General features: G+C 72.8%; 14 protein-coding genes. 9 read left to right on the forward strand and 5 right to left on the reverse strand.

Annotated elements, in window-relative coordinates:
• The 3 genes from MILUP08_RS21810 to MILUP08_RS21820 all read right to left on the reverse strand — a co-directional run bounded on the left by MILUP08_RS21810 (nt 1) and on the right by MILUP08_RS21820 (nt 5,971).
• Nucleotides 1–3,930 (reverse strand): ThuA domain-containing protein, encoded by a 3,930-nt coding sequence (locus MILUP08_RS21810; RefSeq protein WP_007461616.1) that lies wholly within the window; start codon nt 3,928–3,930, stop codon nt 1–3.
• A 158-nt stretch (nt 3,931–4,088) separates the two neighbouring features.
• The gene (locus tag MILUP08_RS21815; protein WP_051065776.1) at nt 4,089–4,682 is read right to left on the reverse strand and encodes a hypothetical protein; all 594 of its coding nucleotides are present in this window, start codon (nt 4,680–4,682) and stop codon (nt 4,089–4,091) included.
• Nucleotides 4,683–4,996: 314 nt separating this feature from the next.
• Nucleotides 4,997–5,971 carry a LysR family transcriptional regulator gene (locus MILUP08_RS21820; RefSeq protein ID WP_272944011.1) on the reverse strand — a complete coding sequence of 325 codons (975 nt, stop codon included), beginning with the start codon at nt 5,969–5,971 and terminating at the stop codon, nt 4,997–4,999.
• Between the two features lie 113 nt (nt 5,972–6,084).
• Here MILUP08_RS21820 and MILUP08_RS21825 point away from each other — a divergent pair, with 113 nt between their 5' ends.
• Nucleotides 6,085–6,378, forward strand: coding sequence for a DUF1330 domain-containing protein (locus MILUP08_RS21825; protein WP_007461621.1), 294 nt, complete (start codon nt 6,085–6,087; stop codon nt 6,376–6,378).
• 13 nt (nt 6,379–6,391) lie between these two features.
• On the opposite strand, the gene MILUP08_RS21830 is transcribed toward MILUP08_RS21825, so the two are convergent.
• Nucleotides 6,392–7,651 carry a low temperature requirement protein A gene (locus MILUP08_RS21830; RefSeq protein WP_007461623.1) on the reverse strand — a complete coding sequence of 420 codons (1,260 nt, stop codon included), beginning with the start codon at nt 7,649–7,651 and terminating at the stop codon, nt 6,392–6,394.
• A gap of 85 nt (nt 7,652–7,736) precedes the next feature.
• Between MILUP08_RS21830 and MILUP08_RS21835 the strand changes: the two genes are divergently transcribed.
• Complete coding sequence (locus MILUP08_RS21835) at nt 7,737–8,345, forward strand: class I SAM-dependent DNA methyltransferase (protein WP_144056986.1); 609 nt, start codon at nt 7,737–7,739, stop codon at nt 8,343–8,345.
• 28 nt (nt 8,346–8,373) lie between these two features.
• On the opposite strand, the gene MILUP08_RS21840 is transcribed toward MILUP08_RS21835, so the two are convergent.
• Complete coding sequence (locus MILUP08_RS21840) at nt 8,374–8,985, reverse strand: TetR/AcrR family transcriptional regulator (RefSeq protein ID WP_202805287.1); 612 nt, start codon at nt 8,983–8,985, stop codon at nt 8,374–8,376.
• Nucleotides 8,986–9,050: 65 nt separating this feature from the next.
• Here MILUP08_RS21840 and MILUP08_RS21845 point away from each other — a divergent pair, with 65 nt between their 5' ends.
• The 7 genes from MILUP08_RS21845 (at nt 9,051) to MILUP08_RS21875 (ending at nt 21,879) form a co-directional block, all read left to right on the forward strand.
• On the forward strand, nt 9,051–9,992 hold the full coding sequence (locus MILUP08_RS21845; protein ID WP_007461628.1) for an NmrA family NAD(P)-binding protein: 942 nt from the start codon (nt 9,051–9,053) through the stop codon (nt 9,990–9,992).
• 113 nt (nt 9,993–10,105) lie between these two features.
• Nucleotides 10,106–10,921 carry a thioesterase II family protein gene (locus MILUP08_RS21850; protein ID WP_007461630.1) on the forward strand — a complete coding sequence of 272 codons (816 nt, stop codon included), beginning with the start codon at nt 10,106–10,108 and terminating at the stop codon, nt 10,919–10,921.
• Entirely contained in the window at nt 10,918–17,559 is a 6,642-nt protein-coding gene (locus MILUP08_RS21855; RefSeq protein ID WP_007461632.1) for a condensation domain-containing protein, read from the forward strand. The genes MILUP08_RS21850 and MILUP08_RS21855 overlap by 4 nt, the downstream gene beginning before the upstream one ends.
• Before the next feature lie 12 nt (nt 17,560–17,571).
• Complete coding sequence (locus tag MILUP08_RS21860; RefSeq protein WP_007461634.1) at nt 17,572–18,960, forward strand: MFS transporter; 1,389 nt, start codon at nt 17,572–17,574, stop codon at nt 18,958–18,960.
• Entirely contained in the window at nt 18,957–19,187 is a 231-nt protein-coding gene (locus tag MILUP08_RS21865) for an acyl carrier protein (protein ID WP_007461636.1), read from the forward strand. Before MILUP08_RS21860 ends, MILUP08_RS21865 begins: the two co-directional genes overlap by 4 nt.
• Nucleotides 19,184–20,854, forward strand: a complete 1,671-nt coding sequence (locus MILUP08_RS21870) for a hypothetical protein (RefSeq protein WP_007461638.1) — start codon at nt 19,184–19,186, stop codon at nt 20,852–20,854. The genes MILUP08_RS21865 and MILUP08_RS21870 overlap by 4 nt, the downstream gene beginning before the upstream one ends.
• Entirely contained in the window at nt 20,851–21,879 is a 1,029-nt protein-coding gene (locus MILUP08_RS21875; protein ID WP_007461640.1) for a 3-oxoacyl-ACP synthase III family protein, read from the forward strand. Before MILUP08_RS21870 ends, MILUP08_RS21875 begins: the two co-directional genes overlap by 4 nt.
• The last annotated feature ends 30 nt before the right edge of the window (nt 21,880–21,909 follow it).

A 21,909-nucleotide genomic window follows, 5' to 3' on the forward strand; every position in this document is an offset into this window, starting at 1 on the left:
TCAGCTCGCGTAGGCCTCCACCTCCCAGAGCGAGTGGCCGTACCCGGTCCCCCGGGCCGTGCCGTAGATCCGCAGGTAGCGGCCGTTGGCGTTGAGGCCGCTGTGCTCGTCCACGCCACCGTCGGCGCCGGTCACCGTCTTCACGGTGGTCCAGGTCGTGCCGTCGGTGGAGGTCTGGATCTGGTACGCGCTGCTGTACGCCGCCTCCCAGGCGAGCTTGACCCGACCGATCGCGGTCGGGCTGCCGAGGTCGACGCGGATCCACTGCGGGTCGGAGAAGGTGCTCGACCAGCGGGTGGTGAGGCTGCCGTCGACGGCCTGGGCGCCGCTCACGTCGGCCCCCTCGGTGCTTGACGTCGACGTCGGCTTGTTCAACAGCAGGTTGCCGCCGGTCGGGGTGCCGGTGGCGCCGTACACCTCGAACTCGAACAGCGAGTAGCCCCACGCGGTGCCCCGAGCGGTGCCGAGGAGCCGGACGTACCTGCCGGAGCCGGTGAGTCCGGTCAGGTCGTCCACGCCTCCGTCGCCACCGGTCACCGTGCGGATCGTGGTGAAGGTGATCCCGTCCGTCGAGGTCTGGATCTGGTACGCGCTGCCGTACGCGGCCTCCCAGGTGAGCTTGACCCGGCTGAGCGCGTACGTGGCGCCCAGGTCCACGTCGATCCACTGTGGGTCGCCGAAGGCGCTGCCCCAACGGGTGCCGGCCACGCCGTCGAACGCGTTCGCCGCGGTGTAGGCCCCCTCGAAACTCGACGCCCGCGCCGGCTTGCCGCGCGCCAGGTTGCCGGTCGGTTCCGGGTCCGGGTCGGGCCCGGGACCGCCGGGGCTGGTGGAGAGGGTGAACTCGTCGATGTCGAACCACGGCCCGGCGCCCTTGAAGACCAGGAACAGGGTGTGGGTGCCGGTCGGGGCGGTGACCCCGCCGGTGACCGTGGCGAAATTGGCGTACCCGCCGGTGGGTGTGACTGTCGCCGAACCGACGAGCGGCCCGGTGGCCGAGTCGACGCGCAGTTCCAGCGTCCCGCCGCCGCCGGCCGGGGCACCGACCCGGGCGCTGAACGACTGGACGCCGCTCAGGTTGTACGGGCGGAACGAGATCCAGTCGTTGTTGTCCACGTATCCGACCGCGGCGCCGCCGTGCCCGGCCGCCCCGGCGACGATCTGGACGCCCGAGGAGTCGCCGAAGTGCTCGGCCTGACGTACCCGAGGTTGCAGCACCGCCTGGGTGTGGGTGGTCAGCGCGGGTTGGCCGCCCCCGCCCAGGTCCGTGTACTCGGCGTCGATGATGCCGAAGATGTTCGCCGCCGTGTCGTGCTCGCCGTCGGCCGAGGTCTGGATGACCCCGGTGCAGCCCTGCGCGCTGCCGAGCTGGTGGCCGTGCGAGTCGTGCCCGAGGACGTAGTTCACCTTGACCCGGGCGCAGTTGATCGCGCCGTCCTGGGCGTCGGTGACGGTGACGCTGAACGGCACCGCGTCCCCGAAGGCGAAGGTCTGCCCGTTCAACGGGGTGTTCACGGTGACGACCGGGGCGCTGTTGCCGACGGTGACGACCACGCTCGCGGTGGCGCTCTTGCCGGTGGTGTCCCGGACCGTCAACGTCGGGCTGCGCGTCCCGTTGGTGGTGTACGTGAAGCTCGGGTTCGGCGCGGTGGAGTCGGTGGTGCCGTTGTTGTCGAAGTCCCAGGCGTAGGTGAACGGGTCGCCGTCCGGGTCGAGGGTGCCGGCCGAGGAGAAGGCGACGGTCAGCGGCGCGGTGCCGCTGGTCGGGGTGGCGGACACCTTTGCGACTGGCGCTCTGCCCTCGCGGGCGTACTCGATGCGGTAGAGCGCCGAGTTGGCGTCGCCGTTGAACCAGCCGGTGCCGTAGTCGAGCACGTAGAGCGCGCCGTCCGGGCCGAACTCCATGTCCATGACCTGCGTGCCGGTCCACGGGAACGGGTTGATCTTCAACGGTTGGCCGGACGCGTCGAGCTTGACGTTCTTGATCCAGCGGCGGCCGAACTCACCTGCGAAGAAGGTGCCGTCGTAGTACTGCGGGAACGCCACGGCGGAGGTGTTGTTCGGGTCGTACCGGTAGACCGGTCCGGCCATCGGTGACAGCCCACCGCCGGTGAACTCCGGCGGCGAGCCGGAACCGCCGTACGGCAGCCAGGCCGGAACGGCCGGCGGCAGCTGGGTGATGCCCGTGTTGTTGGGCGAGGTGTTGACCGGCCCGCCCGCGCAGTCGAACTTCGGCCCGGACGGCCCGGACGGGAACGTGTAGTCGTTGTAGGCGTCGTTGCGGGCGGTGCAGTACGGCCAGCCGTAGAACCCCGGACGGTCGATCCGGGCGAACTCCACGTTGCCCGCCGGCCCCCGGTTCGGGTCGGCGGCGCCCGCGTCGGGGCCGTAGTCACCGAGGTAGACGATGCCGGTGGCCTTGTCCACGCTCATCCGGAACGGGTTGCGGAACCCCATCGCGTAGATCTCCGGGCGCGTGCGCGCGGTGCCGGGCGCGAACATGTTGCCCGTCGGGATGGTGTAGCCGCCCGCCGCGCTCGGCTTGATGCGCAGCACCTTGCCGCGCAGGTCGTTGCTGTTCGCCGCGGTGCGCTGGGCGTCGAAGGCCGGGTTACGGCCGGCCCGCTCGTCGATCGGGGTGAACCCGGCCGAGTCGAACGGGTTGGTGTCGTCGCCGGTGGACAGGTACAGGTTGCCGGCCGCGTCGAAGTCCATGTCGCCGCCGACGTGGCAGCACATGCCCCGGCTGGTGGGCACGTTGAGGATCAACGTCTCGCTGGCCAGGTTGATGGTGTTGTCCGCGTTCACGGTGAAGCGGGACAGCCGGTTGACGCCGTCCCAGACGGCGAAGTCGGCCGGGGTGCCCTCGGCGGGCGCACCGCCGCCGGGTGTGCTCAGCGGCGGCGCGTAGTAGGCGTACACCCAGCGGTTGGTGGCGAAGTTGGGGTCGGCCTTGATGCCCTGCAACCCCTCCTCGTCGCCGCTGTAGACGGCCAGGGTGGCGGCGATTTTGGTGTTGCCGGCCGCGTCGGTGTGCCGGATGACGCCGTTGCGCGAGGTGTGCAGCACGCCCCGGTCGGGCAGGACGGTGAGGCTCATCGGCTCGCCCGTCTCGGCCGCGCCCTTGGCCAGCTCCACCTGCTGGAAGTTGGTGGTGACCGTGGGGCCGCAGTCGGCGTCGACGGCCCCGGCGGCGGTCTGGATGCCGCCGAGCAGGTGCTGGCGGAAGGCCGTGTCGGTGTACGAGGCGTCGGTGTGGCCGAGACCCGTGTACCAGGCCCGCCCGCCGGAGTAGTTCTGGCACCAGGAGATCGGGTGGTCGTACCCCATGCTGCCGCCGGTGTAGGTGCTCTCGTCGAGGGTGGCCAGCACGTGCACGGTGCCCCGCGGGTTGGTGCGGTAGTTGTACAGCTCGTCGAACCGGCTCCACCGCTGCGGCAGCGTCCGGGTGGACGGGTGCACCTGGTCGGCGACCGTGACGGTGGCGGTCTGCTCGGCCGGGTGCGAGGCGAAGTACGCCCCGACGAGCCCGCCGTACCAGGGCCAGTCGTACTCGGTGTCGGAGGCGGAGTGCACGCCCACGTACCCGCCGCCGCCGGTGATGTAGCGCTCGAACGCCGCCTGCTGGGCGGCGTTGAGCACGTCGCCGGTGGTGGACAGCCAGATCACCGCCGCGAACCGGTCCAGGTTGGCGTCGGTGAACGCGGCCGCGTCCTCGGTGGCCTCGACGGTGAACCCGTTGGCAGCGCCGAGCTGCTGGATAGCCGTGATGCCGGGGGTGATGGAGCCGTGCCGGAAGCCGGCGGTCTTGCTGAACACCAGCACCGTGAACGGCGCTGCGCTGGCGGCGGGTGGCGTGGCGACGACGCCGCCCAGCACGAGGATCGCGCTCAGCGCGGCGCCGAACCACGCTCTCAGGGATCTGCGCACGGGTAGGTCCTTTCGCGGGTGCGGGGACGACGTGCGCCGATCACGCCGGGTGGTGGTATGCCTGCATCGTCGCGGCTCGATACCCGGCCCGTCAAGGCGTCTCGCACTATCCGTGAGAGCGTTATCTCAGCAGCTCAGGACGACTCTGGTCGGCAAGGTCAAATTACGGTTTCCACGCTGACTCGCGGGGCGGGCCGCCGCAGCGCCGGCACCGCCGGCGCGAGCGCCACCAGCATGCACAGACCGCCGAGCGGCAGCAGGTCGAGCGTCACGGCCGGCAGGACGGTGCCGACGAGCAGCAGGGCGACACTCCACCACGGCAGCCACCGTCGGGCGGCGAGCAGGCCCGCCAGGACGACCAGACCGACAAAGAACAGCTGCGGTACGACGTCGTAGACGACCACCTCGACGCCGGGGACGTCCTTGAAGTCCGCGCCGAGCGCCGACATCTCGGCCCGGTCGGCGGCCAGCAGCCCCTCGACGATGTCCGCTCCGAACTGCACCATCGTGGCGGCGAGCCCGACCAGCGTGACGGCCACCAGGCCGGTGCGCCACGGGCTGGGGCGCAGCAGGCCGGCCAGCGCCAGCACCGCCGGCACGAAGCACACCATGCCCGCCAGGGCGACCAGGTGCGCGGCCTGCCAGTCGAACCCCGGGCCGTACGTCCCGTCGGACTTCCCCCAGAGGCGTACGAGCCCGTAACCCACGATGCAGGCCGGTCCGGCGATCACGAAGAATGCGGCGCGTCTCATGCCCGACATCATCTGGCCGTCCGCGTGCGCCCGACTCCGGGCGAAGCCCCGGTGACAGCCCCGGTCTTCGCCTCAGGTTTTCCACCGAGCAACCCTGAACCGGGTCTACGAAACGGAAACAGATGACATGGATCCCGGCAGCATCGCACGATGGCCGTTCCGGCTGAACGTCGCTGATGACCCGATGTCTGGTCATGACGGATCGTCGGGTCAGGCTTTCGGTGGTCGGTCTTGCCGTTGACGTGCCGATCCGCCGAGCGCGAGGGCTTCAGCCTCGCCACCGCAGGCGTCCGTTTCGCTTGACCTCTTGCGCGTCAGTCCGGCAGCCAGTGCAGCTCGTGCGCCAGGGCTCTGGCGACGGCACGGATTCGGAGGTGCAGCGGCGACTGCTCGCGTGGGAGGACCAGGTGGATCGTCATGCTGGGCGCGCCGCGCAGTGGCCGCCAGGTGAGACCGGCCGGTTGTGCCGTGACCGCGACTTCTCCGGCCGGGGCAAGGGTGACCCCGTCGCGCAGGTCGCGCTGCGACATGTCGAAAGAGACTGCGGGCGTGTGGAATCGGGGATGTGGTCGGATGTCCCGGAACAGTCCGGACAGCTGATCGTGGATCGCGGGGTTGGCCGCACGGTCCGGGAGTCGCAGCGGATACGCGGCCGCGTCGGCGATCTCGATCTCCGGGTGTTCGGCCAGCGGATGGTGCTGCGCCAGCTGGACCCCGACGCGCGCACGCCGCAGCAGGAACCGGCGCACGCCACGGCCCGGCTGTTCACCGCGGGTGATGCCGGCATCGATGCGGCCGTCGGCGACCGCGGGGGTGATCTCCGGTGTCGCCATCGGGACCGCGCCGACCTCGAGTCCGCTGTTGCCACGAATCAGCCTGTCCACCAGTGCCGGTGCCGTCTCGGCCCCGGCACTGAGGCTGTATCCGATGCGCAGCCTGCCCAGTTCACCGGCCGCCGCGCTCCGGGCGGTGTCCCATGCCCGGTCCAGCGCGGCCAGCGCGGGAGGCGCGGACTCCGCCAACGCCGCACCGGCCGTCGTCAATACGACGCTACGCGTGCTGCGAACCAGCAGGGCCGTACCGAGTTCCGCCTCCAATCGGCGCATCCGGGCGCTGAGTGCGGGCTGTGCGATACCGATCCGTGCGGCCGCGCGGGTGAAGTTCAACTCCTGTGCCAGCACCAGGAAGTACCGCAGGCTCACCGTATCCGCCGCCACGCGCCCTCCCGGCCGATTGATAACGATCTGTTCTGAGTCTATCCCGAACCGGTCTTTCCCCCGATCGCACATCGAGCCCTAACCTGCGCATATGAGGATTCAGCTAACCGCAGTACCCGCGCGGGTCGATCGATCTGAGTGTCGACTCGACGTCGGACGTGTCCGGTCGAACACAGGAGGTTTCCATGGCTAAGGGCTACTGGGTCAGTGTCTACCCCGCCATTTCCGACCCCGAGAGGCTGACTGCCTACAACCAACTGGCCGGTCCGGCTGTCCAGGCTCGGAGCGGGCGCATCCTGTCCCGTGGCGGTCGAGTCGTGGCTCACGAAGCCGGAATCACGCAACGCGTCGTTCTGGTCGAGTTCGACAGCTTTGAACAGGCCGTCGCGGCATACGAGAGCGAGGCGTACCAGAAGGCGCTGGTGGCCCTCTCCGACGGCGTCGAACGCGACTTCCGCATCATCGAAGGCGTCGACTGACCGGCGTCGACGCCTACGTCGCCCCGGGCGGCGATGCGCTGGTCCCCCGTGCGCCCTCGCTACCCCCGGGCGGACCCGCGCCGCCACCAGGCGAATCGCGCAGGTGGCTCGCCAGCGTGTCTGCCCCACCGACGAGGCTGAGCACCACGGTGGCCATGACCAGGACCGCCAGTCCCGGCAGCAGGGCGCCGACCGGGACTGCCGCCACCAGCACCAGCGCCCCGGCCAGCCGGCGGATGGGGCGCCGCCCGACGACCTCGTGCTCCGCCCAGCCCTGCGCGAGGAGGAACAGCGCCGGACCGCCCAGCACGATGACGGCCGTCGGCAACGTGCCCTCGCCGGTGGGGTGGGCGATGACCAGTTCGAATCCGACCGCGGTGATCAGCACGCTGGCGACCGTCACGAGGTGGACGTAGGTCGCCCTCTCGCCGAGTCGCGCCGGGGTCTGCGATTCGCGGATCGCCGCGGGGAGCCGGTGTCCGGAGCGGTGGAAGTAGATCCGCCAGAACAGCACGGTGACAGCGAACGCGACGACGAAGCCGGCGACCTCCGCGGGGGTCATCGGGGCCGCGCTGGAGGCCAGGCCGATCACCAGGATCGCCTCGCCGAGCGCGATCAGGAACACCTGCTGGTAGCGCTCGACCAGGTGAACGCCGTTGATCACCCACTGGTTCACCCGGGAGGCGCCGAGCCGGGGTATCGGCCAGCCGGTGGCGAACCCGACGTACTCGACGGTCAGGGCGCCGGCCCAGACCGCGGGCCGGGCGTGCTCGCTCACGGCGGCCCCGACGAGCCAGGGCACCGCGGCGACGGCCGTCCAGATCGTGATGCGGGTCGTCACCAGCCGTCGCGGGTGGCCGCGCAGCGCCAGGGTGAGCGCGAGCGGCCGGCCGAGCTGGATGGTGACGTAGGTGCCGGCGAACAGTACGGCTCGACCGCCGAACGCGTGGGGCATCGCGATGGCAAGGACGAGCGCGCCGAACATGACCACGATCACCAACGCCTGGACGAACGCCAGCGCCGGGTCGTAGAGGCTGGTGACCCAGGCCGCCAACATCCAGATCAACCAGAGCAGCAGGAAGAAGAACAGCGCCTCGACGGCGCCCGCCAGCACGTCGCGATCGGGCTCGCGGGCGTTCAACTCGCTGATCAGCCGTTGTGCCACCCGGGTGAGGGCGAAGACGAAGGCCAGGTCGAAGAAGAGTTCGAGGAACGCCGCCCGGGGTGAGGCCACCGGATCCCGCAGAAGCCGTGCCGTCCACGCGTCCGACATCCGGTACACCCCTCGGGCATCAACGATCTTTCGGACGGGGGGTTGCGCGCGATCCGCCCAGTGCGAGGGTTCCTATAGTCGGGTGGTGGGCACGGAACAGGTACGCCAGGCGTACGCCTCGGTCGCGGATCTCTACATCGAACTGTTCGGCACGCGTGCGAAGGTGGACGCCGACGATCTCGCCCTCATCGCCCGGCACCTGGGGGGCCGACCCGGTCCGGTGCTCGACCTGGGCTGCGGCCCGGGTCACTTCACCGACTACCTTCGGTCGCTGGGCGTCGACGCCACGGGCATCGACGTGGTCCCCGAGTTCATCGCCCACGCGCGGGCGACCCACCCCGGCGGCAGCTACCGCCTCGGGTCGCTTGACGACCTCGACGTCGCCGACCACTCCGTCGCCGGCATCCTGGCCTGGTACTCGCTGATCCACCTGCCGCCGCAGCGCCTCGACGGCGTGCTCACCGCGTTCCGGCGTGCCCTGGCCCCGTCCGGAAGGTTGGTGCTGGGCCTCTTCGCCGGCGACGAGGTCGACGCCTTCGACCACAAGGTCACCACCGCCTACCGGTGGCCCGTCGACGAGATCTCCGAGCGACTGACGCGAGCCGGCTTCACGGAGGTCGAGCGCCTGGAGCGCCCCGACGGCGGCGTCCATCGGCCGCACTACGCCATCGCGGCGGTCGCCACCGAAGGGTGAGCGGGCGGCACCGTCCTCAGCTGTGGGGCTAGGAGTCGCCTGTTCCGTGGCGCAGTTGGGCGAAGGCCTGGTCCGCCTCGACTATCGCCTCGGGTTGCACATCGTGCGCGGTCCGCCCATCGGCGATCCTCTGCCAGTTGGTCCGGGCCAGGACGCGGTGAACCGCGATCACCTGGGCGGCCTGCAGTCGGGCTCCGATGCCCGGACCGAGGACGGCGGCCAGTGCGTCCTCGTCGTCGAGCAGGTACTGCGTGAGCCGTCCCGCCAGGCTCGGGGTGGTGAACACCAGCCGATGAAACGCCACCACCTCGGGATGATCATTGAGACCGGTGACCGGCTCGAAGCGATCGAGACCGGCTCGGAAATGCCTGTGCAGCGCCGTCAGGGGCGCGATGTCGGGCCCACGGTCGCGTACCACTCGCGCGGCCTCACCGTTGTGGTCCGCGAAACGGTGCAGGACCAGGTCTTCCTTGGTGGCGAAGTAGCGGAACAGGGTCGGTTTCGACACCTCGGCCGTGGCGGCGATGTCGGAGACCGACACCTGCTCGAACCCGCGCGCCAGGAACAGCGAGATCGCCGCATCGGCGATCGCGTCCCGCGTTCGCAGCTTCTTGCGGGCGCGTAGCCCGACCGGCTCCATCACCGTGCCAGACTAACATTCGTTACCGGGTTGCTTTTTTAACCCAGTAACGGTTTCATGGGGGCATGGAACAGGTAGACACCGCGCTGCACTCCGTCAACGATGGCGAGATTGCCATGACACCCGCAGGAGGACCTCCGGTACTTGTCACAGGGGCGACCGGCCGCGTCGGACGCGGCGTCGTCGACCTGCTGACCGATGCGGGCGTGCCGGTCCGTGCCCTCGTGCGCCGCTCCGAGACGGCGGCGACGCTGCCCACCACCGTCGATATCGTCACCGGCGATCTCACCGTGCCCGAGTCGCTCGACGACGCACTGCACGGCGTCAGTACGGTCTTCCTGGTCTGGACCGCTCCTGCGCAGACCGCGGCGGCCGTCGTGGAGCGGCTGGCCGCCCAGGCGCAGCGGGTCGTCTACCTGTCCGCACCACACCAGACCCCGCACCCGTTCTTCCAGCAACCGAACCCGATGGCGGCGTTGCACGCGGAGATCGAGCGGCTCATCTCGGCCGCCGGACTCGACTCGACGATCATCCGACCAGGGATGTTCGCGTCGAACGCCCTCTCCTGGTGGGCAGCCGCCATCCGCGGCGACGGCGTGGTCCGGTGGCCGTACGGCGCGGCCGAGACGGCGCCCGTCGACGACCGAGATGTGGCCGAGGTCGTCGCGCGGACCCTGTACGAGGACGGGCACGCAGGCGGTGACTACGTCCTGACCGGCCCCGAATCACTCAGTCAGGCCCAACAGGTGAGCATCATCGGTGACACGCTGGGCCGCCCGATCACGTTCGAGGAACTGTCGCCCGACGACTTCCGACGCCAGACTCCGGAAACCGCACGCTCGGCGGTGGACATGCTCCTGGCCGCCTGGGACGCCACGACGGGACACCCGGCATACGTGACATCCACGATATTCGACATCCTCGGTACACCACCGCGAACGTTCCGCCAGTGGGTAGCCGACCACGCCACCGCCTTCACCGGGGACCCCCACCCGGCGAACCCGTGACCACCCTCGGCATCACCTGACCTGCTCACTCGGGTCGCGCGCAGCGGACACCGCGAGGAACCCTCAGCCGACGCTAAGACCGCTGTCACGGCCCGTTCCTAGCGTGTGCGGGCATGGCGACACCACACGTATCCGTGCCGACGACCGCCACCCGAGCGGCCGACGCCGCAGCCTGGTTGAGCTGCGTCGCGCCCCGCCCGGCCGCTCGGCTGCGGCTGGTGTGCCTGCCGTACGCCGGCGCCGGCGCTGCCGCGTACCGGCCCTGGGCCAGTCTGCTGGGCGACGACGTGGAGCTGTGGACCGCGCAGTTGCCCGGCCGTGAGCGTCGGTTGGCCGACCCGCCGCTGAGCACGATGGACGAGCTGGCGCCCCCACTTGTCGACGCGATCGTCGAGCGGGTGCGGGCGCCGTTCGCGATCTTCGGGCACAGCATGGGCGGCCTGATCGGGTACGAGGTGGCTGCCCGCCTGGTCGCGCGGGGCGGCCCCGTACCGCGGCGTCTGGTGGTCTCGGCGGCCCGCCCGCCGCGAAACGCCGCGCCGCTCGGCGCGGCGCACCGCCTCGACGACGCGGCGCTGACGCGGTGGCTGCACGACCTTGGCGGAATCCCCGACGAGGTGCTCGCCGACCCGGGCCTGCTGGAGCTGATCCTTCCCACGGTGCGGGCCGACCTGACGGTGGTGGCGTCGTACCGGCCGGCGATCGTGCCGCCGCTGCCGCTGCCGGTGGACGCGGTGGCGGCGGCCGACGACCCGCTGGTCAGCCCGGACGAGGTCGCCGGCTGGGCGGCCTGCACCGACTCAGGTTTCTCGCTGACCGTCGTGCCCGGGGGTCACCTCTACCTGCACGACTCTCCTCCCCCGCTGTCCCGCCTGCTCGGCGGCGGGCCGGCCACCGACCGCGCGTACGTCGAAGGGGCCACCCGATGACCCAGGACCTGCACCCGGACCTCGCCGACCTCACCCCCGAGCAGCGGGAGCTGCTGGCCCTGCGCCTGCGCCAGACCCGTGCCAGCCAGGCCCGCGCCGGCCGCCCCGACACCGACGCGACGCCGGCCACGGTGGACTACCCGCTCTCGTTCACCCAGGAGCAGCTCTGGTTCCTGGACCGGCTGGAGCCGGGCACGCCTGTCTACAACGTGCCCTTCGCGGAACGGATCAGCGGGCCGCTGGACGTCGCGGCGCTGCACCGGGCGGTCAACGCGGTGGTGGCCCGACACGACGCGCTGCGCATCGTGTTCGCGTCCGTCGACGGCGTCGTCACCCAGCGGGTGTCGGACGCCCTGGAGGTGCCGCTCCCGGTCCTCGACCTGACGGCGGTGCCGGAGTCGGAGCGGCAGGCGGCGGTCGACCGGGAGGTCGCCGCGCACGCGGCGGTCACCTTCGACCTCACCAGCGGGCCGCTGCTCGCCGTACGGCTGCTCGCCCTCGCCGCCGACGAGCACCTGCTGTTGGTGACCGCCCACCACATCGTCTTCGACGCCTGGTCGGCGGGCGTGTTCGTCGAGGAGCTGGTGAGCTGGTACGGCGAGTTCGCCGCCGACGTGCCGGCCGGGCTGCCCGCGCTGCCCACCCGGTTCGTCGCGCACGTCGCCGCCCGCCGCCGGCCGGAGGCCGAACGGGAGCTGGCCGGTCACCTGGCGCACTGGCGGGAACGGCTCGCCTCGGCGCCGGCCCGCTCGACGCTGCCACCGGACCGCCCCCGGCCGCCGGTGCAGACCCACCGTGGCCGCAGCCTGCCGTTCACCGTCGACGCCGAGGTGACCGAAGCCCTCGCCGGGCTGGCCCGGGGCGCCGGGGCCACAGTCAACGCGGTGGTCCTCGCCGGACTGACCGCCCTGCTGCGGCAGGCCACCGGCCAGGACGACCTGCTGCTCGGCATGCCCGCCGCCGGCCGGGCGAGCACCGACCTGGAACCGCTGATCGGCTGCTTCGCCACCATGCTGGTGCTGCGGGTGGACACCGGCGGCGACCCGAGCGTGCGCGACCTCGTCCGGCGGGTGCACCGCACGGTCAGCGAGGCGTACGCGCACCAGGAGGCCCCGTACGCGCGGGTGGTGGAGGAGGTCCGGCCGGTCCGCGACCCCAGCGTGAACCCGCTGTTCCAGGTGCTGGCCACGATGACCGACGGCGGGGTGCGGGAGCGGCAGGCCGCCGGAGTCACCTTCCGGCCGGTGCCCGCGGAGAGCGGCCTCACCGACTTCGACCTGTTCGTCAGCCTGACCGTCCAGGGTGACCGGATCGAGGGTGCTGTCGACTTCAACGCCGACCTGTACCTCGACGAGACCATTGCCGCGACTGTGGGCCGGCTGCCGGAGCTGCTGCGCGCCATGGCGGACGCACCGGACCGACAGCTGTCGGAGGTGACCGGCCTGCGCCGGCACCGCATCGCCCTGGCGGCCACCTTCACCGTGGACCCGCTGCGCGACCCGGTGGAGTTCTGGCTGCGCTTCCTGCGCGTACCCGCGTCGGTGGAGCTGGCCGGGTACGGCCAGTTGGTGGCCCACCTGCTGGCCGGGCCGACGGCCGACGCCACGGTCTGCCTGCTGCGGTGGGAGGACTGGCTGCGCCGGCAGGACGAAACCGCCGGCGAGGCGGCCCTGGACGCGGCGATGGACGACCTGGACGCGGCGGTGGCCGCGTACCGGCGGCGGACCAATGCCCCGCTGCTGCTTGTGGTCTGCCCGGCGTCGCCGGGCGCCGCCGGTCGGCACGGCGAGCGGTCCGGCCGGCTCGACGACAGGCTTGCCGCGTTGGCGGCCCGCACCCCGGGGGTCCACGCGGCCTGGGCGACCGACCATGCCGGCGCCTACCCGGTGACGCCTGTGAACGACGAGCGCGCGGACGAGTTGGGCCACGTGCCGTACACGGGCGAGTACTTCGCTGCGCTGGGCACGATCGTGCTGCGTGAGCTGCGGCGCCTCGTGGGCCAGCCCCGCCGGCTGGTGCTCGTCGACGGCGAGCGGCTGCCGCTCGACCGGATCACCGACGCGCTGCCCGTTCACGAGGTGCGGCCGTTCTCGGCCGACGCGTTGTCCGACGCCGACCCGGCCACCACTGTGGTGCTCGACACCGACGCGGAGGCCGTCGCGGCGCTGCGCGAGGCGTACCCGGGCGTGCTGGCGCTGGCCGTGCCCGCCGGGTGGGACGAGCTGCGCCGGCTGCTCGCCCACGTCTGGCCGCTTGACCCACAGGCACCGGGGACTGCCACCGGGGCGAGCGGGCTGCGGACGACGATCGGGGCGGAGCGGGCCGCGTACGTCGTCGAGGAGTTGAGCACCGCCGCGGCGATCGCCGACCGCAGCCGCCCGGCCCCGGCGCGCGTCGACGCGGCCGACGAGGAGATCGTCGCGCCGCGCACCCCGACCGAGGAGCGACTGGCCGGTCTCTGGGCCGCCGCGCTCGGCGTCGAACAGGTAGGCGTGACAAGCGACTTCTTCCACCTCGGCGGACACTCGCTGCTCGCCACCGGCCTGCTGTCGCAGGTGCAGGCCGAGTTCGGCCGGGAGGTGTCGCTCTACACCCTGTTCACCAACCCGACAGTGGCCGGGCTCGCCGCCGTGCTGGACGCCGACCCGGACGCCACCGCGCTCGCCCCGCTCACGCCCGCCCCGGCCGGCACACCGACGGTGGCGTCCTCGGCGCAGGTGCGGCTCTGGGCCCTCGACCAGCTCGGCGACGACGTCGTCCGGCACAACACCACGGCCGCCGTCGAGCTGCGCGGCGACCTCGACACGACGTCGCTGCGCCGGGCGTTCGACGACGTGCTGGCCCGGCACGACGTGCTGCGGACCACCTTCTCCGACCGGGGCGGCGAACCGGAACCCGTCGTGCGCCCGCACGTCGACCCGTGGCTGGAGACGCTGGACCTGACCGGTCTGGCGGCGGCGAAGCAGGCCCGGGCGCTGCGCCGGGCGGCGGCCGAGCTGGCCGCGCACCGGTACGACCTGAACGCCGGCCCGCTGGTGCGGGCCCGCCTGCTGCGGCTGCCGGACCAGCGCTGGCACCTGCTGCTCGGCATGCACCACATCGTCTGCGACAACACCTCGTGGAGCATCCTGCTCGACGACCTCGCCGCCCGGTACGCCCACCACGCCACGGGCGTCGACCGGCCGCTGCCGCCGCTGCCGGTGCAGTTCGCCGACTACACCCGACACCAGCGCGACTGGTTGGCGTCGACCGCCGTCGAGCCGCACCTGACGTACTGGCGGGAGCGGCTGGCCGACGCGCCGCCGCTGCTGGACCTGCCCACCGACCACCCCCGACCCGCGGAGCGCTCGGACGTCGCCGGCTACCAGGCGCAGCGGCTGGGCGCCGGGCTCGGCGCGGCGGTGCGGGAGCTGGCCCGGGCGGAGGGGGTCACCCCGTTCGCCGTGCTGCTTGCCGGTTTCGCCGCCCTGCTGCACGCCGAGAGCGGGCAACCGGACCTGGTGCTCGGCGCGCCCACCGCCGGCCGGGAACGCGCCGAACTCGCCCCGCTGATCGGCTGCTTCGCCGACCTCCTGCCGCTGCGGATGGACGTCGGCGGCCGACCCACCTTCCGACAGTTGGTGACCCGGGCGTACCGCACGGCGCGGGAGGCGTACCGGCACCAGGGGCTGCCGTTTGCGACGATCGTGGAGGCGCTGCGGCTGCCCCGGCAGGCCGCGTACCACCCGCTGTTCCAGTGCGTGCTCAACGTCCTGGACGGCGCCGACGAGCTGCCGGAGTTCGCGGGGCTGGCCGCCACACCTGTCGACGTGCCGAGCGTCGGCGTCGACTTCGACCTCTTCCTCAGCGTCACCTGGCAGGGCGAGGACCTGCACGCCGACCTGGCGTACCGGGCCGACCTGTTCGGGCCGGAGCGGATGGTCCGGCTGCTGACCGGGCTCGCGAAGGTGCTCGACGAGGGAGTTCGCCGACCGGACGCCCCGCTCGGCGGGGGACGGCGCGCGCCGGCGCCCCGCCGCCTCGCCCCGCCGGCACCCCGGCTGGTCGTCGGCGGGACCGTCGAGGTGCCGGGGCTGGCGGCGACCGTCCGCTTCTGGACCGGGCTGCTCGGCCTGCCGCACGCCCTCGAACAGCTCGCGCCCGGCGCGCTGCTGCGGCTGCTGCGCGACCCGGCCGCCGGCCTGGCGACCGGCCGACGGGACCACAACGTGCTGGTGCTGCGCTGGGAGGACCGGCTCACACCCGGCCCGCTCGGCGCGGGCATCGTCGGGCTGCGCGACTTCTGCACCGAACTGCTGGCGGCGCTTGACGTCCACCGGGGACACAGCGCGGCGGCGCTGACGATCGTGGTGTGCCCGCCGTCGCCGCCGTACCGGACGTCGCCGTGGAGCGCGGTCCTCGCGGAGCTGACCGCGCGGTTGGCCGAGGCCCGGCCGGACGTCGACGTCGTCGCGGTCGAGGCGTGGGCGCGGCGCTACCGGGTGCCGGAGCTGTTCACCGGTGACGCCTGGTCACCGGAGCTGGCGGCGGTCACCGCGACGCTGCTGGTGCGACGGGCGGTGCGGCACCCGACCCTGGGCCGGCTCGTCGTACCGGCCGGGCCCGCGCACCGGCAGGCCGAGCTGGCCCGGCTGCTCGCGGCCCAGGCCCGGTCCGGGCGCGAGGTGCTGCTCACCACGACGCCGCGGGGCGCGGAGCTGTCCGCCCTGATCACCGCCGGGATCATCGGGTACGCCCCGACCCCTCCCACCGACGCGGCCACGCTGGTCCTGCACCCGGCCACCGAACCTGCGCCACCGGACGCCCCGGCGCTGCCCTTCGACCCGGCGGACGGGCCGGTGGACGTCCTCCGTGGCCTGTGGTCCCTCGACGCGGCCGTCTCCGGTGCCGCCGACGCGCCTGTCGACCGGATTCCCGCCGGCCTGCTCGCCGAGGTGGCCACCGAGCTGGGCGACGCGGTGGCGCTGCGCCTCGCGGTCACCGACGGGTACCGACGCTCGGCCGACCGGGCCGCCGCCGCGCCGCGCACCGACCGGGAACGTCAGCTCGTGGCGATCTGGTCGGAGCTGCTGCGCACCAACCAGCTCGGCATCAACGACGACTTCTTCGCCGCCGGCGGTGACTCGCTGCTCGCGATGCAGCTCGTCGCCCGCTGCGCGACGGCCGGCATCCAGGTCACCCCGCGGCAGCTCGTACGCCACCCCACGGTCGCCGAGCTGGCCGCCAGTCTGGGTGACTCGGCCCCGAGCGGGACGGTGACGCCTGACGCCGAGCAGGGCGCGGTGCACGGCGACGCGCCGCTGACCGGCGCGCAGCGCTGGTTCACCGACCTGGTCGCCCCCACCATGGGCCGGCCCGCCCTGTTCAACCACCCCTACTACCTTGAGTTGGCCCGCCCGCTGCCGGCCGAGCTGGTCCGCGAGGCGGTCCGCCGGCTGGTGGCCCAGCACGACGCGCTGCGGCTGCGCCTGACCCGCCAGCCGGACGGGAGCTGGCGTCAGCACCACGCCGACCCCGCCGACGCCGTCCCGTTCGTCAGCCACGACCTGACCGGCCTTCCGGTCGACGAGCGGGAGGCCGCCGTCGAGGCCCGCTGCGCCGAGGCGCAGACCGGCCTGGACCTCACCGCCGGACCGCTGGCCCGGGTGGCGCACTTCCGGCTCGGCCCGGAGCTGCCCGACCGGCTGCTGCTCGTCAACCACCACCTGGTCGTCGACGCGGTCTCCCGGGGCGTGCTCCTCGCCGACCTGGAAACGCTCTGCGACCAGCTCGAACGCGGGGTCGAGCCGGCGTTGCAGGCGAAGACCACGTCGTACCGCGCCTGGGCGCGGTGGCTAGCCGAGTACGCGGGCTCCGCGGCGCTGCGCGAGCAGGTGCCGTTCTGGCTGGCGCAGGCCGACGACGGAGTGCTCCCCCGGCTGGCCGACGAGCCGACTGCCGCGCCGTTCCGCCTCGGTGACCTGGGCCTGGCCAGCGTGACCCTGGACGAGGCGGCGACCCGCGGGCTGCACGCCGCCGCCCGCCGACTGCGGGCCAGCGTGCGGGACCTGCTCGTGTGGGCAGTGGTGGCGACACTGGCGGGGCGTACCGGCGGCGCGGTCACCGTCGCCACGACCGGCCACGGCCGCGAACCGCTCTTCGACGACGTGGACGTCAGCCGCACCACGGGCTGGTTCCAGGTGCTCTACCCCCTGCGACTGGAACTGCCCGCCACCGCCGACGCGGCCCGCTCGGTCCGCTCGGTGATCCGCCAGCTCGGCCGGGTCCCGGACAACGGCATCGGATACGGCCTGCTGCGGTACCTGTGCCCGGACGAGGACGTCCGTGCCCGGTTGGCCGCGACGCCGCCGCCGCTGGTCGCGGTCAACTACATGGGCGGCTTCGGCTTCGACGACGTCGCCCCGGCCAACCAGCTCCTCGACGTCTGCGCGGCGCCGTTCGGGCCGACCGAGGACCCCGACGGGCACTGGCCCTTCCCCTTCGACGTGACGGGGTCGCTCACCGGCCCCGAGCTCCGCGTCGACCTGAGCTACGCCACTCCGGCCTTCCGGCCGGAGACCGCTGAGAACCTGCTCGACGGCATCCGGACCAGCCTGTTGCGCCTGGCCGGACACCACGGGCAACCGCCACGGCAGTAGGAGGAGACCCCCATGGCGTTCCGACGCCCGTCCCGGTTCGCCGGGTTCACCACGATCTGGTTCGGCCAGCTGCTGTCGGCGCTCGGCACCCGGATGACGAACTTCGCCCTGAGCATCTGGGTGTGGGACGCCACCGGCCGGGCCTTCGACCTGACCATGCTCATGGCGTTCGCGTTCGGCGCGACAGTGATCTTCAGCCCGATCGCCGGCGCGCTCGTCGACAGGTGGGGACGACGACTGACAATCGTGCTCAGCGACGTCGGGTCGGCGGTCACCACTGCCGTCGTGCTGCTGCTGTTCCTCACCGGCTCGGTCGAGGTGTGGCACCTGTACCTGGTCAACCTGGTCACCGGCGCGTTCCTCGCGTTCCAGCTACCGGCGTACCAGGCGACCATCACGGTGATGATGGAGAAGGGCCAGTACCCGAGGGCCAACGCGATGATGTTCGCGGTCCGGACCATCCCGGTGATCTTCGCCCCCGGCTTCGCCGCCGCGCTGCTCGGCCTCATGGACATCAAGGTCATCCTGTTCGTTGACGCGCTGTCCTACCTGGTGGCGATCGGCGCGGTGCTCCTGGTGAAACTGCCGCCCATCCCCCGCTCGACGCAGCAGGACGAGGGCGGCTTCTGGTACGACACGATCTACGGCTTCCGCTACATCCTGGCCAGTCGGGCGTTCACCGGGCTGGAGGCGATCATGTTCGCCATCAACGTGCTCGCCGCTGTCGGCTTCGCCCTGCTGGTGCCACAGATCCTGGCCCGCACCGACAGCAGCACCAACGCGGTCGGCCTGGTGCAGACCATCGGTGCGGTGGGCGGTGTGGTCGGCGCGCTGCTGCTCGGCCTGCTGCCCAACACCCGCCACAAGATCCGCCGGATGCTCATCGCCATCCTGGTCTTCAGCGTCCTCGGGCGGATCATCTACGGCGTCGGGGACAGCGTCATCGTCTGGTCCGTCGCCCTGCTCTTCCTGCACCTGTCCATCCCCTTCATCGACGGGTACGCCCAGTCGGTGTGGCAGGAGAAGGTCGAGCCGTCACACCAGGGCCGGGTCTTCGCCGCCCGCCAGTTCATCGAGGACCTGGCGTACCCCGGCGGCACGGCGCTGGCCGGCATCGCCGCGGACCGCTGGTTCGAGCCGATGATGCGCGACGGCGGGCCCGGGGTGCCGTACTTCGGCTGGCTCGTCGGCAGCGGGCCCGGCGCCGGAATGGGCCTGATCTTCGTGATCGTGGGCCTGTTCGGCATCGGCGTGGCCGCCGCCGGGTTCGCCTCGCCGAGCATCCGCCGGATGGAGGTCGACCTGCCCGACTACGACGAGCCGACCGACCCGCCGGCCCCGCTCCCGTCGCCGAGCGGCACCGAGGAGCTGACCGACGACCGCGCGGTGGTGGCGAAGTGACGCTCACCGAGGTGGTGGCCGGGGTCCTGGAGGTCGACCCGGCCGAGGTGACCGACGAGTCCGGGCCGGAGACCATCGGCACCTGGACCAGCCTGCGGCACCTGCAACTGGTGGTGACCCTGGAGGAGGTCTACGGGCTCTCCTTCGTCTTCGAGGAGATCCGCGACGTGCGCAGCGTCGGTGAACTGCGGACCGTGCTGCGCGCCAAGGGCACGGAGACCCGATGAGCGCCGTTCTGTTCGCCCGCCGCACCCGCTGGCAGGCGCTCACCCGCCAGCCGCCGGCGCCGGCCCTGCGCGTGGCGCTGCTGGCGAGCTACACGGCGGACCCGCTGGTGCCGTACCTGGGCCTGGGCCTGCACGACACCGGCCTGCCCGCCATGCTCGCCGTCGGCCCGTTCCAGCAGGTCGTCCAGCAGTGCCTCGCCACCGACGGCTTCCTCGCCGAGGCGCGACCCGACGTGCTCGTGGTGGCGCAGCGCCTGGAGGAGGCCGGCGATCCCGGCCCGTCCGGCGACGCGTGGGCGGCGGAGCTGCTGGCCGGGGCGGAAGCGGCCGTCACCGCCGCGCGCCGCCACGGCGCCCTGCTGGTGTACGTCCTACCGCCCGTCCCCGCCTCCCGCTACGGGCCGGCCGACGCGATGCACGCCGACGGGGTGACCGCCAGCGCCACCGCCGTCCGGCAACGGCTGCGCGACCGGCTGGCCGGCGACCCGTGGGTGCTGCTGGTCGACGCCGACGAGGCGGTACGGGCCGTCGGAGACGAGCGGGCGTACCACCCGGCGTTGTTCCGGTTCGCGAAGGTGCCGTACACCGAGGAGGTCTTCGCGCGGCTCGGCACCACCACCGCCGCCCTGGTGGGCTGCTGGTTCGGCGCGGGCTGCCGGGCGCTGGTCCTCGACGGCGACGGGCTGACCGGTGGCGCCGTCCACCTGCTGCCGGCGCTGCGTGACCTGCGCGCCGCAGGCGTACGGGTGGCGCTGCGGGCCACCGGCGTCGACTGGTGGTCGAGCGCCGACGCCACGGACCTGCTGAGCGTGCTCGACGGCTGGGTCACCGACGACCGGCCCCGGGCCGACCAGCTCGCCGAGATCGCCGACGAGCTGGACGTCGCACCGGCCCAGCTCGTGCTGGCCGGCACCGGCCCGGCGCAGTCACCGCCGCGGCACGTCGCGCTCGGGCCCGACCCGGCCGGCTGGTCGGACGAGCTGCGGGCGGCGGGACTGACCGACCGGCTCCCGGCCCGACGGTGGAGCGGCGGCACCTCCCGACCCGCCGTCACGCCCACCGAGCTGTCCCTGGACGACTTCGTGGCCGGCCTGGACGTGCACGTCGACTACCGGCCGGTGACCGCCGACGGCGTCGCCGAGGTCGCCGAGGTGGTCGCCCGCGCGCACGACTTCGCGCTGGCGCCCGCCCCACCGGCCGCCGCGCTGGCCGAGCGGGCCGCCGACCTGCTGGCGATCCGGGTACGCGACCGGCTCGGCGACTACGGCACCTCGGGCCTCGTGGCGCTGGACCGGGCCGGCGATCGTTGGACCGTCGACGTCTTCTCCCTCTCCTGCCCGGTGCTCGGCAAGGGCGTCGAGGCGGAAGTGCTGCGGGAGCTGACCCGGCGTGCCGGCGCGGCCGGCGTCGGCGAGGTGCGCGTGCGCTGGGCCGACACGGGCCGCAACGGCACCGCCCGGCGCTTCCTGTCCGAGCTGGACGGTGTGGCACCCGCCGACCCCCGGGTCCGGCTGCGCGCCGCCCACACCGACGCCGACAACGACGCGACGGCGGTGCGGGCCGGGACGACGACCACGACGCACCGGGCCACAACGGACCGCGCCACGGCGGACCGGACGACGACGGACCGGACGGCGACGGACCGGACGACGGCGGTGCGGCGATGAGCGGCCCGCCGGTCGGCCTCGGGGTGGCCGCCCTCGCCCACGTGCTCGGCGAGCCTGTCGACGTGGCGGCGGCCGCCGCCGCGTACACCCAGGATCTGGACCGTCTGCGGTCCTGGGAGTACCGCGCCTTCCACCGGGCCGGCCCCGGCGTCGGGGTGACCGACCTGGCGGTGGTGGCCGGCGGCACGGCCCTGGACCGCGCCGGGCTGTCCGCCGCCGACGTGGACCTGGTGGTGCTGGCCATCCCCGACCTGGCCGAGTACCTCTACTGGGACCCGGCCGCGCACACCCAGGCCCGCCTCGGCGCGCACCGGGCGGAAGCGGTGCTGCTCAACCAGGCGTGCGGCGGTGGGGTGGCCGCGTTCGACACGGTGGCCGGGCGGTTCGCCACCCACCCCGAGTACCGGACGGCGCTGCTGATCGGCGCGAACCGGGTGTGCGAGCCGTACTGGAACCGGATGGAGGTCAACACAAGCGTCTTCTCCGACGGAGCGGCGGCGGCCGTGCTGGTGCGCGATCACGACAGGTGCCGCTGGTTGGCCACCGAGACGATCACCGACGGCCGGTACGCGGGCTTCATGCGCATGCCCGTCGGCGGTGCGGCGCAGCCGTTCACCCCGGACGGCGGCACCCCCCGCGTCGGCGACCCGGCCGACCGGCTCAACGAGTTCTTCGCCGGGGACGTACGCCGGATGTTCCGGTTCGTCGCCACCATCCGGGAGCGCAACCGGCAGGTCGTGGAGGCGGCGTGCGCCCGGGCCGGCGTGACGCTTGCCGACGTCAGCCGGTTCGTGCACTTCCACGACAACGCCCGGCAGTTCGCCGAGTTGGCCAAGGACCTCGGCGTGGAGCTGGAGCGGACGAACGTCGAGCTGGCCCTCGCCCACGGCCACATCGGCTGCGCCGACCAGCTCATCGGCCTGGAACGCCACCTCGACAGCGGCGAGCTGACCGACGGCGACCTGGTCGCCCTGACCAGCACCGGCAGCGGCATGCACTGGGTCTGCACCCTGCTGCGGGTCTGACCTGCCGCACCCACCGACGGGAGCACCGTG

Origin of the sequence: Micromonospora lupini str. Lupac 08, assembly GCF_000297395.2 — a bacterium.
Classification (GTDB): Bacteria; Actinomycetota; Actinomycetes; order Mycobacteriales; family Micromonosporaceae; genus Micromonospora; species Micromonospora lupini.